Here is a 20,079-nt window from a genome sequence, read left to right as displayed (position 1 = left end):
TGTGCGCGCATCGAAGTGGAGGGCACGAGGGCACGAGGGCACGAGGGCACGCAAAAGCCGTGACTCGCGCCGATCCAGCTCTTTCGTGCGCTCGTGCCCTCGTGCCCTCGTGCCCTCCAAATCATCACCTGCAAATTACTGTCCTGCGACGGGTTCGGCGAAAATGCGTGGGTCGCAAGGGATGCCGCTCGCGTGAGTGCAGCACTGCTCGCCATCGTTGCCGCGCTCGCCAGCGCGCTATTGACCGGGCTCGCCATTGCCTGGGCGCGTGCGGCACGGATGCACGACGAACCAGGCGCGCGGCGCATGCATGTGGCGCCTACCGCGCGCGGCGCCGGGATCGGTTTCGTCGCCGTGATCCTGGCCGGGTGGAGCGCCTGGGGAATCGCGTTGGGATGGTCCGAGCCGCTGGGCCGCTGGGCCATCGGTGCCTCGCTCGCGCTGTTTCTGGTGGCGACCGTCAGCTGGATCGACGACCGCCGCGGCCTGCCGGTCCTGCCGCGACTGGCCACGCATGTCCTGGCTGCGCTGCTGCTGTTGTTCGCTGCCTGGCCGACGCTGGGGGCGGAACTTCCCTGGCCGCTGGCGATCTGTCTGCCGCTGCTGGCGGTGCCGGCGATCAATTTCTGGAACTTCATCGATGGGATCAACGGCATGGCGGCCTGCCAGGCGATCGTGGTCGCCGCTGCGCTTGCGGTGCTCGCGCTGATCGCCGGCGACACCCCCTCGGCCTGGTTTGCGGCGTTGGCAGCGGGCGCCGTGCTTGGGTTCCTGCCCAGCAACTTTCCCACGGCACGCGCTTTCATGGGTGATGTGGGCAGCGCCAGCCTCGGTCTGGTCGTCATCGCGCTGGCGGTCATGCCGGTCCGGGATGCGCCAGCGTGGTCGGCCGGCGCGCTGCTGCTGGCTTTGCCGGTGTTCCTCGACACCGCGCTGACCCTGCTCTGGCGCATGCTCCGGCGACCCCGGCGCCGGTGGTACACTGCGCACCGCGAGCATCTGTATCAGTGGCTTACGCGCGCCGGTTGGGGGCATGCGCGAACCACGCTGACCTATCTGGCCTGCAGTGCTGGCATCGCCCTCGTCGTCCTGTTGATCGGCCCGCTGCGCACGGAATCCATGCTGACCGCTGTCATCGCAAGCTATTTGCTCGGCGCATTTCTCTGGCGTCTGGCCCGGGACCACGCGCTCGCGCGTCGGCGGGTGCGCCAGTGAGCCGCGCCCTGCGTGCCTTTGTCGCGCTTATCCATCCGCGCAGTGCGGTCGTCGGGCATGACCTGGCGATGATCCTGATCGCCTGGTACCTGGCCAAGTCGATTCGTCTTTCCTTCGAGGTCGAAACCTCCCTCAGTGTCCTGACACCCACCGAGGTGCTGCTGGTCCTGGCCATCCAGGGCAGCATTTTCTGGTGGACCGGGCTCTACAAAGGATTGTGGCGCTTCGCCAGCCTGCCGGATCTGTGGAACATCGTGCGCGGTTCGGTACTCGGCGCGCTCAGCATTGGCCTCGCGCTGTTCCTGTATGACCGCCTGGGCAATGTCCCCCGCAGCGTGCTGGTCCTGTATCCGGTGCTGATGACGGTGCTGCTGGGGCTTCCGCGGCTGGCCTATCGCTTCTGGAAGGACAGTCGGCTCGATTTCTACGAGCGCTCGTCGCGCAAGCGCGTCCTGGTGCTCGGCGCGGAACGCGCTGGCGAGATGCTGGTGCGCGATTTGCGTGCGGAAGGACAATACCTGCCGGTCGGCTTCCTCGACGACAACCGCTTGCTGCGCGGCGCGCGGGTGCACGGAATCCCCGTGCTTGGGCGGATCGAGGAACTGCGCGACCTGGCACGCGAAGTCGCGGCCGACATGCTGCTGATCGCGATGCCGAGCGCCACCACGGCGGAGATGCGCCGCGTGGTCGAGATGTGCGAGGAGACCGGCCTGCCGTTCCGCACGGTGCCGCGGCTGCAGGATGTGGTGGCCGGGCGCTCGGCGTTCAACGAACTGAAAGAAGTGGCGATCGAGGACCTGCTCGGCCGCGAGCCGGTGCAGCTCGACTGGACCGCGATCCGCCAGGCGCTGAGTGGCAAGCGCGTGCTGGTGACCGGCGGCGGCGGCTCGATTGGCGCTGAGCTGTGCCGCCAGGTGGCGCGGCTCGGTGCTTCCGCGCTCGGCATCCTGGAGCAGTCCGAATACAACCTCTACCAGATCGAGCGCCAGCTCAAGCGCGAGTTCCCCGACCTGGAACTCGATGCCGCGCTCGGCGACGTCTGCGACCCGGCCACCTGCCGCCACGTCATGGAGACCCTGCGGCCGCAGGTGGTATTCCATGCGGCGGCCTACAAGCATGTGCCGCTGTTGCAGCAGCAGTTGCGCGAAGCTTTCCGCAACAATGTGCTGGGCACACGCGCGATCGCGCTGGCTGCAGACGAGGCTGGCGTCGAGACCTTCGTGCTGATTTCCAGCGACAAGGCGGTGAACCCGGCGAATGTCATGGGCGCCACCAAGCGCGTTGCCGAGATCTTCTGCCAGAACCTGGCCAAGCGCTCGCGCACCTGCTTCCTGACGGTGCGCTTCGGCAACGTGCTGGATTCGGCGGGCAGCGTGGTGCCGTTGTTCCGCGAGCAGATCCGCCAGGGCGGGCCGGTCACGGTGACCCATCCGGAGATCAGTCGCTACTTCATGACCATCCCGGAGGCCTGCCAGCTGATCCTGCAGGCGGCCACGTTGGGGCAGGGTGGCGAGATCTTTGCGCTCGACATGGGCGAGCCGATCCAGATCCGCTACCTCGCCGAACAGATGATCCGCCTGGCCGGCAAGCTGCCAGGGCAGGACATCCAGATCGTCTACACCGGGCTGCGCGAGGGCGAAAAACTGTTCGAGGAACTGTTCCACGAACATGAGAGCTACCAGCAGACGCGTCACCAGAAGATCTTCCTCGCGCAGCACCGCGCGGTGAACCTAGACGAACTCAGCCAGGCACTGCATCAGGGTGACGCCGCTGTCCGCCGCTACGCCGTCGACGAACTGCGTGAGATTCTCAGCCGCTTTGTCCCCGAGTTCTCCGGGCGCATGCAGGCGGACGCGGAGAATGTGGTGCCGTTGAAGCGGGCCTGAGGGCAGGTGTTGGTGTTGGTTGTTGGTGTTGGTTGAAGCGGTGTTTTGCGGGGCGCGGCGTCTGGTCTATTCCAACACCAGGAACCGGACCCGGCTGCTGAGGCTGTTTCGCTGTTGGTTGAAGCGGTGTTCTGCGAACTGGCACCTTTGGCTTATTCCAACACCAACAACCAATACCAACACCGGCTTGGTCCAACACCAGGAACCAACACCCGCATTCCGCGCGCTATCCTCTCGGACAACACCTTGAATGCCCAGCCGATGACCGCCACCCGCTTGCGCACAGTTGTCTTCCCCGTCGCTGGCCTAGGCACGCGATTCCTGCCGGCGACGAAAGTGGTGCCCAAGGAGATGCTGCCGGTGATGGACCGGCCGCTGATCCAGTGGGCCGCGGACGAAGCCGTGGCGGCGGGTGCCGACACGCTGGTATTCGTGGTCAACCGGCACAAGCGTGCGATCAGCGATCACTTCGATCTGGCTTTCGAACTGGAACAACGCCTGGAGGCGGGCAACAAGACCGAATTGCTGAAAGTGGTCCGCGAGATCCTGCCGCACCAGGTGCGCCCCGTGTTCGTGCTTCAGAGCGAGGCGCGTGGGTTGGGGCATGCGGTGCTGTGCGCGCGCCCGGCCGTGGCGGACGGGCCCTTCGGCGTGATCCTGCCCGATGATTTCATTGTCAATCGCGACGGACCCGGCGCCCTCGCCCAGATGGCGCAGGTGCAGGCGGAGCATGGCGGCAGCGTCATTGCCGTCGAGCCGGTCGAGTGGAAGGACACCGGCAAGTACGGCATCGTGTCAGGCCAGCCGGTCAATGAAGGCCTGATGCGCATCGAGAGCATCATCGAGAAGCCGCGGCCGGACGTGGCGCCGTCCAATCTTGCGGTGGTTGGCCGTTACGTGCTCGACAGCCGGATCTTCGACCTGCTGGAAAACACCCGCCCCGGCGCGGGTGGCGAGATCCAGTTGACCGATGGGATCGCCGCGTTGCTGGCCGAGCAACCCGTGCACGCGTATCGCTTCGACGGTGTGCGCTACGACTGCGGCACCAAGCTCGGCTACGTGCACGCCACCTTGCGGCTGGCGCTGGACGACCCGGAAATCGGCGCCGATGTGCGCCGACTGATGGCGGGCATGACCCAGGAAGAGCCGGCCGAGTGACCCAGGCGCGGTTGATTCCGAGACGCGCCCGAGCGGGCGCGTCCCGGACTGGGAATCAGCGGGTGCTATCGAGCACCAACGCCTGTACCCGCTGCTCCTGCAGGCCCATGTCGGCCTGGTTGACCAGTTGCAGATCGCGGATTTCCCAAGGCGCACCGGCCTTGGCGCCATCGAGCACATCCGGGCCGAACAGCAAGGTCATGCCATGCACGCCCGGCTCGAGGCGCTCCGCTCGTTGGGCCATGGCCACCGGGATTTTGCTGCCGTTCTTGTCCGTACCGTAGAGCACACCGCCAATCTGATAGCGACTGGCCGCAGCGACTTCGACGTCGAACTCCAGGTACACGACCGGATCGCGCATGCGCACCGGGACGGTCCGTGCCGATCCGGTGAAGCGCGCGCTGGGCACGGTGTAGGAGAAGGCTGTGCGCGCGTCGCGCAGCACTTGCCCCTGCGCACCCTTCGCGCGTGCGAATGCCTGGACCTCGAACAACCCGCCGATGCCGGATTCCGCGGCGAAATCCGCCGGCAGGATCGCGCGGTAGCCACCGGACTTGTCGACGCTGAATTCGATTTCGCGGACCTGGCCTCCCGGCGAAGTCACCAGGCCGGTGATCTCGTCAACGGAACGCTTGAGCTCGCCGTCGATCAGTTGTGCGTCGATCCGGATTTCGCTGCCCGCCTGGTAGCTGACGCGATCCGCCTTGAGATCAAGGCGGATCGGGCTGTCCGGCTCGAAAACGTGCACGACGGTATCGCCGCTGGCAGTTGCTGCCTGCAATTCGAAACGGCCCGCACCTAGCGCGGGATCGATACGAAACACCGTGGAGCCGGCGGGGAAGGGGGCCGAACCCTTTTCCAGCGTTTCGCTGTCCGCGAGCGCCTGCATACCGGCGCCATTGGAGAAGGCCTGGTCGCCCTTGCGCAGGATCACCTGGCGGGCTTCGATCGCTTTGGCCGACGCGTCGCCAACCGGGCTCAGGCGGACAATGGCACCCGGAGAGGTGGTCGGGATAGCGACGCCGGCGGCCAGTTCATCGGCGCTGCGGCGGTCCCAGTATTCCTTGCTCGACGCCAGGTGCGGCGTGGCGACCGCCTGCAGGGCTGCAGCATCGTCGAGGCGCCAGGCAAACTGCACAGGTTCCGATTCGAGCGCGGTGGTCGCCTTGGCCGTCTGCGACGAGATTTGCGCCGGGACGTTGCCACCGTTGGAGTGCGTGATCATGGTCAGCTCGGTGATGCCGCGCGAGCTGATGAAGGTGGTGAGCTGGCCGGCGAGGCAGCCAGCGGCAGCGCTGTCCCACCAGTACTTCTCGAAATTGCAGTTGATCACCACGTAGTTGGCGCTGTTCGCCAGGCCGGCGCGGACGTTGTCGACGAACGGGCGCTGCCAGTAGTCGTCCAGCGCGTTGGTCTGGTGGCCGGTGCCGTGGATGAATGCGACGCCCCGATTGGCGTGCGCGTGTGTAGCCAACACCAGGCCCAGGACGAGGCCAAGCAGTGCGCGGTACATGGATGTCTCCCCAATGACGTGAATTCGGCGGAGGGCCGGCTCAGAGCCCCGGCTCCGCACCCCATCTCACTCAAGGGAGCGCACCGGACGGCTCCCCAGCCGTCCCGTGCAGTGCCAGCGACCCTCCCAAGCGCAAGCGAGGGAAAACGTACCATACGGCCGCGTATTGAAGCAAGAGAGTTTGATTGAGTTCACATTCTGGCGCTTCATCCCTGCCTTGATCCGGGAAAGGCGGGGCTGGGGACTGGGGGCTGGGGCGCAGGTCTGGCGTGCGCGACAATCCCAATCCTTGCGCTCGCCGGAAGCGAAGGGCCCCGTTTGGCACTCCTTTGCGTCCTTGCTCTTCCCCCTTTGCGTCCTTTGCGTCAAACGCTCTTTGATCAGTTCCCCCAGTTGCAGACTCACTCGCCCATCGCGTGCGCGCTGACGCGATCGCCCCAGCGCCGCAGATCGTCGCCGAGTTCCGCACGATCGACTGCGATGGCGTCAACCGCAGCGAGATAGTCGGCGAGGGCGCGTCCGGGTCGCTGCAGTTGCGCGCGACAGTGTTCCAGCCACAGGCGCCGCTCGACCGCGTCCAACTCCGCCAGGTGATGGCGGCCGCGGAAGCGCAGAGCGAGCGTGGCCAGCCGGTGGTCATTGAACTGACTGGCCATCTGCGTCCGCCCTGCGGCGTCTGCTTGCGCGAACCTGCGCGCGAGCACGCGGTCGGCATCCCCGATGAATCCGTCGTACAGCGCGGAATCCGCATCGCGGTGCGTTTGCGGCTGCTGGTCGAGCAGTCGGTAGACCTGCTGCAGTCGCTCGTCCAGGCCATCGGCATTCCGTAGCCGTGCGCAATGGCGATCCACCACGGCGCGGTCCAGGCGGATGCGGGCAAGATCGACTCCCTTGAGCGCCGAGAGCGGTGCCAGGAAGGGCGCGCGGTTGGCATGCACCAGCTTGAGCCCCAGGGCGACCCGCCCTGGGGCATCTGCAGGCGCGAAGATCATCTCGGCAAGTCTCTCTGGTGCCCATTCCAGCAGCGGCGTCGGGTCCTGGTGTGCATCCACGACAATGATCTTGCCACCCTGGCTGGGATGCATCGCCACCGGGACAACCACCGCGAGGCAGCCGCGCTCGGCCGGAAAGCGTTGCGATACGTGGATCAAGGGCGTACGCCGGCGCCAGTCCGCCATCTCCAGCACGCGAGCCTTGAGCCGCAATCCGAGTGCGTGGTCCAGCAGGCGTGGCTGCGCCTGCCGCAGCAGCCGTGCCAGCGACAGCGTCGCTTCGACATCCGAGAGCGCCGCATGTGCATGGCTGTGGGGCAGGGCGTTCGCGGCGCTCAGGTCGGTCAGCTTGAAACTCGGGTGGCCGTCCTCGCGCATCGGCCATTGCAGCCCGCCGGGGCGCAAGGCATAGGCCGCGCGGATCAGGTCGATCAGGTCGAAGCGCGAATTGCCGCGCGCCCACTCGCGTTCATAGGGGTCGATGAAGTTGCGCCAGAACAGATGGCGCGTGATTTCATCGTCGAAACGCATGCTGTTGTAGCCGAGTGTGCAGGTCTGCGCCTCGGACATCTGCGCATGCACGCGCGCGGCAAATTCAGGCTCGTCGAGACCCTGCGCGTAGGCTGCTTCCGGGCCGATACCGGTGACCGCACAGGCCGCTGGTTCTGGCAGGTAGTCGAGCGTGGGCCTGCAGCGGAAGGTCTCGGGAGCGGCAACGGGTTCGAAATCGGCATCGGTGCGCCAGCAGGCAAACTCGGCTGGCCGGTCATGCCGGGTATCGGCGCCGAAGGTCTCGTAGTCGTGCCACAGGAAGGTCGGTTGCGCGGATGGATTCATGCGCCAAGTCTGGCACGCGGGAGCCCTCAGCCGGTGGCAGCCAGGGTGGTCGCCGGGAGCAGGGCATGCCATTGCCGCGAACGCTGATAGCTGCCGCGCAGATCGGCGGTCGGGCGCCCGACGTAGTAGCCCTGGATGAAATCGACACCGCAATCGAGCAGGGCGGCCAGCACATCAGGCCGATCCACATACTCGGCAACCGTACGTTTGCCCACCGAATGGGCAATCGCGTTGATCGCGGTGATCACCGCGCGATCCACCGGATCCTCCAGCAGTCCCTGGATGAAGGATCCATCGATCTTGAGGAAATCGACGTCCAGGTGCTTGAGGTGCGTGAACGACGAGAAGCCGCAGCCGAAATCGTCCAGCGCAAACCGGCATCCGAGGCCACGCAGCTGCGCAATCAGCTCGCGCGCCGCGTCCAGGTTGGTGACTGCCTTGGTTTCGGTGATCTCGAAGGTCACCAGGGCCGGGTCGACGTTGAACTCGACCAGCTTGTCCATCACGTATCGACCGATGCCGTTGGCGCCCAGAGATTGCGCCGACAGGTTGATCGACAGCCCCAGCAAGTGATCCGGATCCAGCGACTGGCTTTCGCGCAGGGCCTTGAGCGCGTGATGGATCACCCAGCGGTCGATGTCCAACATCATGTTGTAGCGCTCGGCCGTCGGCAGGAAGGCATCGGGGGCAACCAGCTCGCCGCTGGCGCTGCGCATCCGCAGCAGCACCTCGTAGTACACCCGGCGTGGCCGGCCATGATGCAGGTGGCGCATCCACAGATCGCCGTCAGCGACCGGCAATTCGCCCAGGTCGATGCTCGGCAACGGCAGGATCGGCTGGAAGCAGAGCACGAACAGGTTGTCGCGGATCGCCTCTTCCAGCCGCGCCGACCAGTTCAGCTCCACGTCCATCGATGCGCGCTGGTCGGTGTCGTAGGAGTACACGTGGACCTGGTTGCGGCCCTTGTTCTTCGCGATGTGGCAGGCGATGTCGGCGTTCGCCATCGCTTCCGAGGGCGACAGCACCTGGCGGTCGAGCACCGCCACGCCGATGCTGGCGGTGATGCGGTAGTGCTTGTCGCCATAGGAAAAAAGCTGCCCGGACAATGCTTTGCGGAAGTCGTCCGCAACCTGTTCCGGATCGTGGTGCGAGTTGCGCAGGATCAGTGCGTACTCGTCGCCGCCCATGCGCGAGAGGGTGTCGGAAACCCGCAGCCGGCTGCGCAGCCGATGGCTGGCTTCGACCAGCAACTGGTCGCCGGCGGCGTGGCCGAGGGTGTCATTGATGTACTTGAAGCGGTCGACATCGACGAACAGCAACAGGCTGGACTGATCTGAACGGCGCAGGCGCGCGACTTCCTGCTGCAACTGCTGCTCGAAGTGCGCGCGGTTGTGCAGCTTGGTCAGCGCGTCGTGGCTGGCGGCCCAGCGCAGTTCCTCTTCGAGCAAGCGGCGCTGGGAGACATCGCGGAATGCGACCACTGCACCCTCGCGCTTGCCGTCGATCTCCAGCGGATAAACCGTGCATTCCACCGGCACCGAACGCCCGGACTCATGCCAGAACACGGTCTGCCAGCCGGTGACCTGGTTGCCGTCGTGGTAGCACTGCGACAGGAAGCAGGCCTGGCGGGGAATCCGCGTGCGGTCCTCGAAAGCGTAATGGAAGCGATCGGCAGCGCATTGGCCGACCAGCGCCTCGTCATGCGGATAGCCCAGGATGTCGAGTGCGGCGGGGTTGATGAACTGGATCTTCCCGAGCGAATCGACGCCGTAAACACCTTCGCCGACCGAGGTCAGGATGCCCTGCAGGCGGCGCCGCTCGTTGTCGATCGCCTTGCGGTCGAGAACGGTGCGCGACAGCGAGCGCATCCGCGCGAGGAACAGCTCGCGCGCCTCGGACTTGAACATGCACTCGACCGCGCCCGCGCCGAGGGATTCGGTGATCACGCGGTCCGAATAGGTGCCGGTGATGATCGCGGCCAGGATGCCGCTGGTCTTGGGCGTGTCGCGCAACTGCTTGACCAGCATCGCGCCATTGTCGCCGGGCATGAAGTAATCGACGATGGCGATGTCGAAATCCTGCACCAGGGCTTTTCGCGTCCGTCTTCGGCACTGACTGCGGTTTCGACCTGGAATCCTTCCGCGGCCAGCAGGCGTTTGAAGGCTATGCGTACCGTCGGTGAGTCATCGACAAACAGGACCCGCAACTGCTCGGCGCCAGTCCGCGGCTCGGCGGCTGCCGGACGCTGCTGCGGATGGATCAGCTTGTGCAGCGCTTCGGGGGCGTCGGAATAGTCCGACCACAAGAGCAGCGCGGTGCTGGCGCGTTTCATGAGCCAATTCACGGCGCCTGCGTCGGTGGAATCGGCCATCACCAACACCGGCAACGTGACCCAGTCGCGCGCGCGCAGCAGCGCAAACACGTCGTCCGCGCGGTGGTCCGAGTATTCCGGCCAGCTGACCACCAGAGCGGAGTACTTCTCGCGCTCGACACTGGACAGCAGGGACAAGCCTTCGGCGTAGGTCGCGATGACCGCGACCTCGAAGCCTTTCTGCATGAGCATCGTCGACAACGCTCGCCGACGCGTCGCCGATGCCTCGATCAGCAGGACTCGGTCCATTCCCCCTGGCCCCTGAACCTTCAATCTGGTGAAGGGTATCGCCAAAACCTCTCACGGTGAATGTGCGCGCAGCATCAAACAGGTGATTGTTGTGCAAGGCACATGGATTGGGCCGGCCAAGCATCAGCAACATCGTCTAATGTGCATTATGTCAATTACGAAACAACCCAAGGTGCTGCGCCCTTCCGGCAACGCCTCGCCAGCACGCTGCGAGCGTCGCCGGACGAAGGCTACAATCGAACCATTCTGCCGATGCCCTTCCTGTCGCCATGCGCAATCTCCTGCAGGACCAGTTGCTGAAAGCCGGCCTGGTGAAGAAACAACAAGTCGACGCCACCGTGCGTGCCCAGACGCGCCAGCGGGATGGCAAGGCACCAGCCACGCCGCCGGCCGAGAAGATCGACGCGCAGAAGCTTGCGGCCGAGAAAGCGGAACGCGATCGCGCGCTCGCCGCCGAACGCAACGCACAGCTTCGTGCCAGGGAACTCGAAGCGCAGGTACGGCAGTTGATCGAGCACCACAAGATCAAGACATCCGGCGAGATTCCCTACCGGTTCGTCGACGGCGGCAAGATCCGCAGCCTGCTGGTGGATGAAAAAATACGCGCCCAGTTGGCAAAGGGCACGCTGGTGATCGCTCGCGACGGAGATTCTTATGCCCTGTTGCCGCGCGCGAGCGCAGAGGCGGTGGCATCGCGCGGCGGCGTGATCGCCCTCGATCACGGTCGGCCGGAGCCGCAAACGACGCCAGCCAACAGCACGGACGATGACTACTACGCGAAGTTCAAGGTGCCGGACGACCTGATCTGGTGATCCGGTGAATTCGGAAAACTGCGCTGAACCGGGTGCCCGGCGCGGGCGGAAGCGGCCGCGCCGCGGGGTATCCTCGGCGGCTCCCTGAACTGGCTGGACCACCGACAATGACAATCCGTTCCCTGCTTGTGCTGGGATTGCTGGCGCTGGCCAGCCTGGCCCAGGCACAGAATCCGCGCGTGCTGCTGGACACCGAGCGCGGCCCGATGCTGCTGGAACTCGACAGCACGCGAGCGCCGAACACGGTTGCCAATTTCCTCGCCTATGTCGATGCGGGCGGCTACGACTCCACGCTGCTACAGCGCGCCGCGCGCAATTTCGTGGTCCAGGGCGGGCGCTACAAAGAGAACGGCGTCGAATTGCCGCAGCGCCCGGCGATCGGCTCCGAGCGCAACAACGGCCTGTCGAACACCCTGGGAACCATCGCCATGGCGCTCTCCGGCAATCCGCCGAACGTCAACAGCGCCACCAGCGATTTCTACATCAATACCGGCAACAATGCCGCTGCGCTGGATCCGAGCTTTACCGTCTTCGGGCGCCTGGTTTTCGGATTTCGCACGCTAGACACGCTCAACAACAATCCGGTCTTCATCAACACCGACCAGCCGATCCGCATCCCGCTGCTCAAGCGTGCAGTGCGCGTCGCCGCCAATGAATTCCCGATCCTGCCGGTGCATACCGCCACCTGGTATGACCCCAACAACTCCGGCAAGGGCTTCCTGATCGAGATCGCGCATGCCGCCGGCACCGACGCGAATCCGCTGCTGGTGGTGTCCTGGTACGACTTCTTCGAGGGCCGCCAGATCTGGATGATCGGTATCGCGCCGTTCACCTGGGGCGCGCACCAGGTCGAAGTCCCGCTGCAGATCAGCACTGGCGCGCAGTTCGGGCCGGCCTTCAACCCCAGCCAGGTGACCAGCAACCCGGCCTGGGGCCGCCTGACCGTGCGCTTTACCGGTTGCGATACCGGCAGCTTCAGCTACACCTCGATCTATGGCAACGGCACGATCCCGGTCAAGGCGCTGACGTCGCCGACCACCGAGTCCTGCACCGGCGGTTGAGCCGGGCCGAGGGAATACGCCAGCGCAGCGATCAGGCGCTGGCGCCCTTCCCCACTTTCGCCAGCAACTCCGCCATCTTCTGCTGCAGCAGCGCCATCGCCTTGGCCGGGCGCACCATCACCTTGAAGTCGATGATCCGGCCTTGCGCGTCCCAGCGGATCATGTCGACGCCGTTGACGGTGATGCCGTCCACCTCGGCCTCGAACTCCAGCACGGCATCCATGGCGCCGACGACTTCGCGCACATAGCGGAAGCTCGCATTGCCGAGCACATGCATTGCCGCCGTCAGGTACATCCGCGTCAGCAGACGCCCACGTTGAGGCGTATGCACCACCGGCGAGTGGAACACCACCTCGTCCGCCAGCAGCGCGTCGAGGCCGGCGGGATCGCGTGTGGCGACGACATGGTGCCAGCGGGCGAGCGTATCCATCGGTGCACTCCTCGAACGGTTTCCCGAGTCTAACCGGGACCATCTGGCAAGCGCCTCGTGTGATGCCGGCTAGAATCCGCGGCCCCGACGCCACCTTTGGAACCCTCATGCAGGTCGCCGCATCCATCTTCAAGGCCTACGACATCCGTGGTGTGGTCGGCCAGACGCTCGACGAGGCCTTCGCCGAGCATTTGGGCCGCGCTTTCGGCAGTGAGGCCAGGACCCTCGGCGAGCGCGCGGTGGCGGTAGGGCGCGACGGCCGTTTGTCCGGGCCAGCGCTCAGCGCCGCGCTGATGCGCGGATTGCGCGCCAGCGGCATCGATGTGATCGAACTCGGCGCGGTGACCACGCCGATGCTGTACTACGTCGCCGCCACCCGCGGCGACACCGGCTGCAGCAGCGGCATCCAGGTCACCGGCAGCCATAATCCCAAGGATTACAACGGCTTCAAGATGGTGCTCGGCGGCCGCGCGATCTATGGCGAGGACATCCAGCGACTGCGCCAGCGGATCGAGGCCGAGGACTACGTGGATGGAGATGGCGGGTTCGTGCACCTGGATGTGCTCGCCGAGTACACCGCCAGGATCATCGGCGACTGTCGCCTGGCGCGCCCGCTGAAGATCGTGGTCGACTCGGGCAACGGCATTCCCGGGGCGTCGGCGCCCGGCATCCTGCGCGCGCTGGGCTGCAGCGTCAGCGAGTTGTATTCGGAGGTCGACGGCGACTTCCCGAACCATCATCCGGATCCGTCGAAGCCGGAGAACCTGGCCGATCTGATTGCCGCCGTGAAGGCTCAGGGCGCCGACCTCGGCCTCGCCTTCGACGGCGACGGCGACCGCCTGGGCGTGGTCACCAAGGATGGCCACAACATCTTCCCCGATCGCCAGATCATGCTGTTTGCGCAGGATGTGCTGGCACGCGTGCCGGGTGGCGAGATCATCTTCGACGTCAAGTGCAGCCAACGCCTGGCGCAGGCCATCCGCGCGGCCGGCGGCAAACCGTCGATGTACAAGACCGGCCATTCGCTGATCAAGGCCAGGCTCAAGGAAACCGGCGCACCGCTGGCCGGCGAGATGAGCGGGCACATCTTCTTCGCCGAGCGCTGGTATGGCTTCGACGACGCGACCTACACCGCCGCGCGCCTGCTGGAGATCCTCAGCCGCTCGGCCGACCCGAGCGCCGTGCTGGATGCGCTGCCGACCAGCTTCAGCACACCGGAACTGAACGTACCTTGCGCCGAAGGCGAGCACCACGCGGTGGTCGAGAAACTGCGCGAATCCGCGCGTTTCGACGGTGCCCTGGAGGTCATCACCATCGACGGCCTGCGCGCCGAGTACGCAGACGGATTCGGCCTGGTGCGCGCATCCAACACCACGCCGGTGCTGGTGCTGCGTTTCGAGGGCCACACCCCGGAGGCGCTGGCACGGATCCAGGCGCAGTTCATGGCGCAGATCCTCGCGGTCAAGCCGGATGCCCGGGTGGCCGCCGGGCACTGAGGAGGTGCGGCACCGGATCGTCAGGTCCGGCGCAAGGCAGTCACCTCGATCTCGATGCGCATGCGCGGATCGGCCAGGCCCACCGCGATCATCGTCGCGGCCGGGCGGATCTCGCCGAAATACTGCCGCAGGACCGGCCAGCACTGCGGAAACTCGCTGGCATCCGGCAGCATGTAGGTGACGCGCACCACGTCGGCCAGGCTGGCGCCGGCCTGGGCCAGCGCCCACTCGATATTGCGCAGGCACTGCGCGGTCTGGGTGACGATGTCGTCGGCGATGGACATCGTCGTGTAGTCGAATCCGGTGGTGCCGGAGACGAAGATCCAGTCGCCCTGCACTACGGCGCGCGAGTAGCCGATCTCGGCCTCGAAGGTGGAACCGGAACTGATCAGATGGCGCTCGCCGGGCATGCGCGGGATCCTGCTGCGGGACGGTGGGATCTTCGAGCATACTCCGCGCCGTTTCGCGCCAGCGGGAAGCCCGATGCACACCATCTTTCGAGCCGTCACCCTCGCCTTCGGCCTGGCGACCGCCGCCGGCGCTGTTGCTGCGGATGACGCCGCGGCGCAGCGCGCCCGCGATGTCGCGGCGATGATCGAAATCTCTGTCGACGACTGCATCCGCATCGACCAGACCTTGCGCGAGGCCTGTGGCGACAACCCGGCACGCGTGCCGGGCCCGTACAAGGCCATGTGCGCGCTGCCGCGACAGAGTTTCAAGAGCCGTACCGCATCGAATTACGCCGCCTGGCGCGCAGCGCACGCCGAGGAACTGGCAACAGAGGCAAAGAAGATCGCCGCTCGGAAAGCCAAGTCGGCCAGCGGTTTCGACCGCCAGTTCGGCCCCCTGCGCGAGGGCATCCTCGACCGCCCGAACATGGATTTTCTCAGCCGCGAACTGGGCGAGACCTGCGCCGTGGTCGAGAACGAGTGGCTCAAGCCCAAGGGTTGAACCGCGCGGCCGCTGGAAAACCGCCAACGGCGGCGGCTGCAGGTTCATCGATCTCTGGTTGCAGGCTCGCTACGGGAAACGCCCTGGCCGGGTACAAGCGCACACTGCATGCGCTCAATTCTCGAAACCACTCGCGAACAGCCCATCCTCGGTACCGCCGAGGCGGAACAGGAAGGCGTCGCGGTTGCTGCCGCCGTTGAAGTCGCCGAGCCCCAGGATGCGCGTGCCATCCAGGGCCAGCGCGCGCAGGGCGCGATCGTCGGCCGCCGGCGCAGCGAAATACTCGACCAGTGCCGTGCCGGCGCCAAAGCTGACGTCCGGCTGGCCGTTGTCGCCCAGGCGGGCGACAAAGATCCGGCGCAGGCCGGCGTAATCGCCCTGCCCGCCGACCACCAGGCGCCCGTTGCCGTCGCGCAGCAAGGCACTGGCTGCCAGCGGCACTCCGGCGAGGGCGAGCCCCTGGAAACCCGGCGTGGCAGGCGAACCGAAGCCGGTGTCGAGTTCGCCGTTGGGGTTGAGGCGCAGGAACAGCAAGGGTGCAGCCATTCCAGAGGCCAAGGTTGCGCGGCCGCCCTGGATGATCCGCCCGGCATCGTCGCGCAGGCCCACGGTCACCGCCATCTGGGTCACCGCCTGGCCGTCGTACTGCAGGTTGCGGACCACTCGGCGTCCCCGGTTGGCGCCCGTCACCGAGGCGTTCATGCAGGCCGTGCTGGCGCAGAAGCTGGTGTCTAGCTGACCCGTGGTGGCGGTCAGTTGCGCCGCCGCCGGCAGGCAGCCCAGGGCACTGGTGCAGGACTGGGCGAGCACCAGCAGGCGTCCGTCCGGCAGCACGGCCAGGCCGACGACGGTGTCGCGCGCCGCATTCGCGGATGGCTGCAGGTCGACGATCTTGAAGCCGAAGCCATCGCCCCAGGTGGCCACGGGCGTGCCGCTGGATCCGCTGATCCGCTGCAGGATGATGTCGCCATTGCCCTGGTCGAGGTCCGCCGCGGTGACCAGGTCGTCATTCGGCATCAGTGCGATCGCAATGATCCGGTTGGCGGCGCTGGGCCCGAAACCGTAGGCGACGATGCCATTGTTGCCAGTGCCGCCATTGAAGCTGCCGTCGCGTTCGCCTGCGGCGGTCAACCGCAGCACCTGCAGCGAGGCGGTCTGCGGCGAGCCGACCAGGGTGGTGCCGACCACCACGATCCGGTTCTGACGGTCGATCAACGCGCCGCGGAAGTCGCTCCAGTCGGTGGTCGCGCGCACCTGGCCGCTGCCGAAGCCGAAGCTGGTGTCGACGCTGCCATCGCCGAGGTAGCGGAACAGGATCAGTTCGAAGGCCGTTCCGGCGCCAGCGGGAACGGGTTGCGGCGGACCACGATGACGATCCGGCGGCCCAGGCTGTCGTGCAGGATCGCCAGGCCCTGGTCGGGCTCGTTGCTGGCCACCTGATAGCTCAGCACACGCTGGCCGCCACTGCCGAAGCTGGCGTCGAGCGTGCTGTCGAGCGCGGATGCGGCATTGCACAGCGCCATCCATCCGACAACCATCCAAAGCCTCAGGTCCATGGCCCGCCTCCCGTGAGATTCAGGTTGCTCAGGCGCAATCGGGCGGCCTGATGTATCGCGCACCCGGCGACAAGGATAACGCCGGCCCTTGTGTGGCCGATGAAGCTGTATGAAAATACAGTGCATGGATGAGAACTCGCTGACCCCCAGGCAACGTCAGATCCTCGAGTGGATCGTCGACCAGAACCTGCGCAATGGTGCGCCGCCGACCCGCGCGGAGATTGCCAGCGCCTTCGGTTTCCGCTCGCCGAACGCGGCCGAGGAGCATCTGCGTGCGCTGGCGCGCCGGGGCGCCATCGAGATCGCCCCAGGGCGCTCGCGTGGCATCCGCGTGCTGTCCGGGAGGGCTGTGCGGAGCGGGTCGACCCTGCCACTGGTCGGGCGCGTGGCCGCCGGCAGCCCGATCCTGGCGGTCGAGAACATCGAGTCCGAGATCGCGGTGGAGGCCGGGTTGTTCCATCCACGGGCCGATTACCTGCTGCGGGTGCGCGGCGACAGCATGACCGGCGCCGGCATCCTCGACGGCGATTTGCTCGCGGTGCACCGCAGCGCCAGTGCCGAACCGGGACAGATCGTGGTGGCAAGGCTGGGCGAGGAGGTCACGGTGAAGCGCCTGCAATGCGAGGGTGGGCGCGTGCGCCTGTGCGCCGAGAACCCGGCCTACGCGCCGATCGAGGTGGACCCCGAGGAGGCGTTCGCCATCGAAGGGCTGGCGGTCGGCGTGGTGCGGACCGGGCTCGTGTAGGCACGGCATCGCGGTCCAGGACGCGTGCCGTCTCAATGCCTGAGACGACGATGGCGATTCTGTAGCAGCCCCATCAGGAACCACCGTCATGTCCGCCCTGCGCGCCTTGCCTGCCATCGTCCCCTCCACCACCGACGCCGCCGCGGTGTCCACCGCCGATCTGCTGCAGCACCAGGACATCTGGCGCGCCCGCGAGGGCTCGCAGAAACCGCTGCCGACCCAGCCGACCGGCTGGCAGGGACTGGATGCACAACTGCCGGGCTACGGCCTGCCGCTAGGGCGTCTGTGCGAGGTGCTGCTGCCGCAGCCGGGCATGGGCGAGATGGAACTGCTGTTGCCGCTGCTGGCGCAGCGCACCCGGGCGGGCCAGACGCTGGTGTACGTGCATCCGCCCTGCCCGCCGTGCGTGCAGGCGCTGGCGCAGGCCGGCGTGGCGCTGGACCGCGTGCTGTGGATCGCGCCCGCCAGCGAACGCGACGCGCTGTGGGCAGCCGAGCAGATCCTGGCCAGCGGCATCCCCGGCAGCCTGCTGCTGTGGTCCGAGCAGGCCGACGAGCGTGCGCTGCGGCGGCTGTCGCTGGCCGCCGAAGGCAGCCGCTCGCTGGCACTGGTGTTCCGCCCGCTCGCACAGGAGCGAGCGGTGTCGCCCGCGGCGCTGCGCATGCGCATCCCCCGCCCCCTCGCGCGCGCCCCGCTGGAACTGCTCAAGGCGCGCGGCCTGAGTTGCTCGTCGGCGCAGCCGCTGCGGGTGCGGGCGTGATGTGGCGGGTTGTGGGTCGTGGGCGGCAACGGCAGACGCACAGAAGCGGGGCAAGGGTCAGGGGGCATGGGCCCCAGTCAGCCGCACGGGTCGATCGTGTCGCGAGCCGGGTCCCCTGCCCCTCGCCCCTTGACCCACTGTTGATACCCGACAGCTGAGGCGGCACGGATGGTGCACCCACCACAACCCACCACCTGCCCCATGAGCCCCGACCGCAACTGGCTCTGCCTCGCCCTGCCCCGCCTCGCGCTGGACCTGATCGATCGCGCACAGGCGCAGGCGCCGGCGGCTGCACCGCGGGTGGTGATCGATGGGCCCGAGCAGCGCGCCGAGGTGCACCTGGCGGATGCCGCAGCGGCAGCCTGCGGGGTGCGCGCCGGGCAGCGGCTGGCGGCGGCACAGGCGCTGGCGCCGCTGGCAATCCATCGCCGCGACCGCCTGGCCGAGCGCCAGATGCTGGAACACCTGGCCGGCTGGGCTTATCGCTACACCAGCCGCGTCTGCCTGGAGGGCCAGGACGCCCTGCTGCTGGAACTCGGCGGCAGCGCGCGCCTGTTCGGTGGCGACGATGCCCTGCGCGGGCTGATCGAGGCCGACCTGGCGCAGCTCGGTTTCCTCGGATTGCTGGGCTACGGCGCCACGCCGGCCGCCGCGCGGCTGCGTGCCGAGGTGGCGCGGCGGGATCCAGCGCGTTCCGGCCTGTTGTACCCGCTGGCACCGGTCGCGCTCGGCGACAGCGCGCTCGACAGTCGCACCGTGGCCACGCTGGCCGCCACCGGCGTGCGCACCCTGGGCGAACTGGCGAAACTGCCGCGCGCCGGCGTGGCACGTCGCTTCGGCCAGCCGGTGCTGGATTACCTCGGCCGTTTGCGCGGCGAACTGCCTGAGGCGCTGGAACTCTACCGCCCGCCCGACAGCTACCACGCCTGGCTGGAGCTGCCGGCCCCCTGCGCCAGCACCGAGGCGCTGGCCTTCCCGCTCAAGCGCATGCTCGGCGACCTCGCTGCGGTGCTGGTCGCGCGCGATGGCGGCGTGCAGCACTTCCTGCTGCGCTTCGCGCTGGAATCGGCATGCCGCAGCGACGAGCTGCGCCCCGGCATCGGCGACATCTGCCAGTTGCAAGTGGGCCTGATCGAACCCAGCCGCGATGCCGCGCACCTGTACGGACTGACCCGCGCGCGGCTGGAGCGGATGCGCTTCCCGCGCCCGGTGCTCGGCATCCACCTGGAAGTGGCGTGTCTGCCGACGCTCGCGCCGAAGCCCCAGGACCTGTTCGGCGACGAAAACCAGTCCGGCGCGCTGGCACCATTGATCGAGCGGCTGACCGCGCGCCTGGGCGAGGCTGTGCTGTTGCGCCCGCAGTGGATTGCCGATCACCGTCCGGAATACGCCAGCCGCTGGCGCCCGAATGCCGACGGGCCGCCGCAGATCCGACCCGGCGCAGGCGCGTCGCCCGATGCCCCGCGCCCGACCTTCCTGCTGCCCGAGCCGCTGCCGATCGATGTCACCGCGGTGATGCTGATCTCCGGCGCCGAGCGCATCGAGTCCGGCTGGTGGGACGACGACGATGTGCGCCGCGACTACTACCTCGCCGAGGTCATCGACGCCACCCGCATGTGCGCACCGGGCGCGGCGCGACAGGCGCTGGCGGCGTCCGTGTCCGGCGGCGCCCGGGCAGACCCGCACGCCCGCGACAGCTTCCAGCCCAGCCCCGGCGCCCGCGCCTGGGTCTACCAGGACCTGCGCCAACCGGAGTGCTGGTACCTGCATGGGTGGTTTGCCTGAGCTGAGGGTGAAAGCGAAAAGGCGGGGCAAGGGTCAAGGGGCAAGGGACCAACTCCTGAGCACATTTGGGAAGTGACGCAAGGCCGAGCCCACCGCGTGGCATCCACGTGCCGCATGGCTGGTCCCCTGTCCGCTAGCCCCCTGCCCCGCTTCTGCGACCAACCCCGGAGCACATTCGCGAAGTGACGCAAGGCCCAGCCCGCCGCATGGCCGGTCCCCTGCCCCCCGCCCCCTGCCCCACTTCTGCTGCACTCACACGTCT

At 67.2% G+C, this 20,079-nt stretch carries 17 protein-coding genes; 10 read left to right on the top strand and 7 right to left on the bottom strand.

What is annotated here, in order from left to right; all coding sequences use genetic code 11:
- Window positions 1-192 precede the first annotated feature (192 nt).
- From IPK27_19345 to galU, 3 genes are all read left to right on the top strand, one after another.
- Window positions 193-1,215 (top strand): hypothetical protein, encoded by a 1,023-nt coding sequence (locus tag IPK27_19345; GenBank protein ID MBK8069693.1) that lies wholly within the window; start codon window positions 193-195, stop codon window positions 1,213-1,215.
- Window positions 1,216-1,283: 68 nt separating this feature from the next.
- The gene (locus tag IPK27_19340; GenBank protein MBK8069692.1) at window positions 1,284-3,101 is read left to right on the top strand and encodes a polysaccharide biosynthesis protein; all 1,818 of its coding nucleotides are present in this window, start codon (window positions 1,284-1,286) and stop codon (window positions 3,099-3,101) included.
- A gap of 261 nt (window positions 3,102-3,362) precedes the next feature.
- Window positions 3,363-4,259 (top strand): UTP--glucose-1-phosphate uridylyltransferase GalU, encoded by an 897-nt coding sequence (galU, locus tag IPK27_19335; GenBank protein MBK8069691.1) that lies wholly within the window; start codon window positions 3,363-3,365, stop codon window positions 4,257-4,259.
- Between the two features lie 55 nt (window positions 4,260-4,314).
- On the opposite strand, the gene IPK27_19330 is transcribed toward galU, so the two are convergent.
- From IPK27_19330 to IPK27_19320, 3 genes are all read right to left on the bottom strand, one after another.
- Entirely contained in the window at window positions 4,315-5,772 is a 1,458-nt protein-coding gene (locus IPK27_19330) for a DUF4785 family protein (protein ID MBK8069690.1), read from the bottom strand.
- Between the two features lie 401 nt (window positions 5,773-6,173).
- On the bottom strand, window positions 6,174-7,601 hold the full coding sequence (gene sbcB / locus IPK27_19325) for an exodeoxyribonuclease I (protein ID MBK8069689.1): 1,428 nt from the start codon (window positions 7,599-7,601) through the stop codon (window positions 6,174-6,176).
- Between the two features lie 26 nt (window positions 7,602-7,627).
- Complete coding sequence (locus IPK27_19320) at window positions 7,628-9,685, bottom strand: EAL domain-containing protein (GenBank protein MBK8069688.1); 2,058 nt, start codon at window positions 9,683-9,685, stop codon at window positions 7,628-7,630.
- Between the two features lie 805 nt (window positions 9,686-10,490).
- On the opposite strand from IPK27_19320, the gene IPK27_19315 reads away from it, so the two are divergent.
- Both IPK27_19315 and IPK27_19310 read left to right on the top strand, forming a co-directional pair.
- Window positions 10,491-11,033, top strand: a complete 543-nt coding sequence (locus IPK27_19315) for a DUF2058 domain-containing protein (GenBank protein ID MBK8069687.1) — start codon at window positions 10,491-10,493, stop codon at window positions 11,031-11,033.
- Window positions 11,034-11,140: 107 nt separating this feature from the next.
- The gene (locus IPK27_19310) at window positions 11,141-12,094 is read left to right on the top strand and encodes a peptidylprolyl isomerase (protein ID MBK8069686.1); all 954 of its coding nucleotides are present in this window, start codon (window positions 11,141-11,143) and stop codon (window positions 12,092-12,094) included.
- A gap of 31 nt (window positions 12,095-12,125) precedes the next feature.
- Here the strand turns inward: IPK27_19310 and IPK27_19305 are convergent, their stop codons facing one another.
- A complete protein-coding gene (locus IPK27_19305; protein ID MBK8069685.1) occupies window positions 12,126-12,524 on the bottom strand; it encodes a nuclear transport factor 2 family protein in 399 nt (132 codons plus the stop codon).
- Window positions 12,525-12,631: 107 nt separating this feature from the next.
- Here IPK27_19305 and IPK27_19300 point away from each other — a divergent pair, with 107 nt between their 5' ends.
- The gene (locus IPK27_19300; GenBank protein ID MBK8069684.1) at window positions 12,632-14,020 is read left to right on the top strand and encodes a phosphomannomutase/phosphoglucomutase; all 1,389 of its coding nucleotides are present in this window, start codon (window positions 12,632-12,634) and stop codon (window positions 14,018-14,020) included.
- Window positions 14,021-14,040: 20 nt separating this feature from the next.
- On the opposite strand, the gene IPK27_19295 is transcribed toward IPK27_19300, so the two are convergent.
- Window positions 14,041-14,430 carry a RidA family protein gene (locus IPK27_19295; protein MBK8069683.1) on the bottom strand — a complete coding sequence of 130 codons (390 nt, stop codon included), beginning with the start codon at window positions 14,428-14,430 and terminating at the stop codon, window positions 14,041-14,043.
- Window positions 14,431-14,503: 73 nt separating this feature from the next.
- Between IPK27_19295 and IPK27_19290 the strand changes: the two genes are divergently transcribed.
- Entirely contained in the window at window positions 14,504-14,971 is a 468-nt protein-coding gene (locus IPK27_19290) for a hypothetical protein (protein MBK8069682.1), read from the top strand.
- 114 nt (window positions 14,972-15,085) lie between these two features.
- Here IPK27_19290 and IPK27_19285 read toward each other — a convergent pair whose 3' ends face one another.
- Both IPK27_19285 and IPK27_19280 read right to left on the bottom strand, forming a co-directional pair.
- Window positions 15,086-16,225, bottom strand: a complete 1,140-nt coding sequence (locus tag IPK27_19285) for a hypothetical protein (GenBank protein MBK8069681.1) — start codon at window positions 16,223-16,225, stop codon at window positions 15,086-15,088.
- 62 nt (window positions 16,226-16,287) lie between these two features.
- Window positions 16,288-16,527: a hypothetical protein gene (locus tag IPK27_19280; protein MBK8069680.1), complete on the bottom strand. Its 240-nt coding sequence runs from the start codon at window positions 16,525-16,527 to the stop codon at window positions 16,288-16,290.
- Window positions 16,528-16,651: 124 nt separating this feature from the next.
- On the opposite strand from IPK27_19280, the gene lexA reads away from it, so the two are divergent.
- From lexA to IPK27_19265, 3 genes are all read left to right on the top strand, one after another.
- A complete protein-coding gene (lexA, locus tag IPK27_19275; protein ID MBK8069679.1) occupies window positions 16,652-17,272 on the top strand; it encodes a transcriptional repressor LexA in 621 nt (206 codons plus the stop codon).
- A gap of 88 nt (window positions 17,273-17,360) precedes the next feature.
- Window positions 17,361-18,032, top strand: a complete 672-nt coding sequence (gene imuA, locus IPK27_19270; GenBank protein MBK8069678.1) for a translesion DNA synthesis-associated protein ImuA — start codon at window positions 17,361-17,363, stop codon at window positions 18,030-18,032.
- A 201-nt stretch (window positions 18,033-18,233) separates the two neighbouring features.
- On the top strand, window positions 18,234-19,817 hold the full coding sequence (locus tag IPK27_19265; GenBank protein ID MBK8069677.1) for a DNA polymerase Y family protein: 1,584 nt from the start codon (window positions 18,234-18,236) through the stop codon (window positions 19,815-19,817).
- The last annotated feature ends 262 nt before the right edge of the window (window positions 19,818-20,079 follow it).

The organism is Rhodanobacteraceae bacterium (assembly GCA_016713135.1).
In the GTDB taxonomy this organism is placed as follows: Bacteria; Pseudomonadota; Gammaproteobacteria; order Xanthomonadales; family SZUA-5; genus JADKFD01.
Note: the sequence above shows the minus strand (reverse complement) of the source record. Positions and strands in the feature narration are given on the sequence as shown.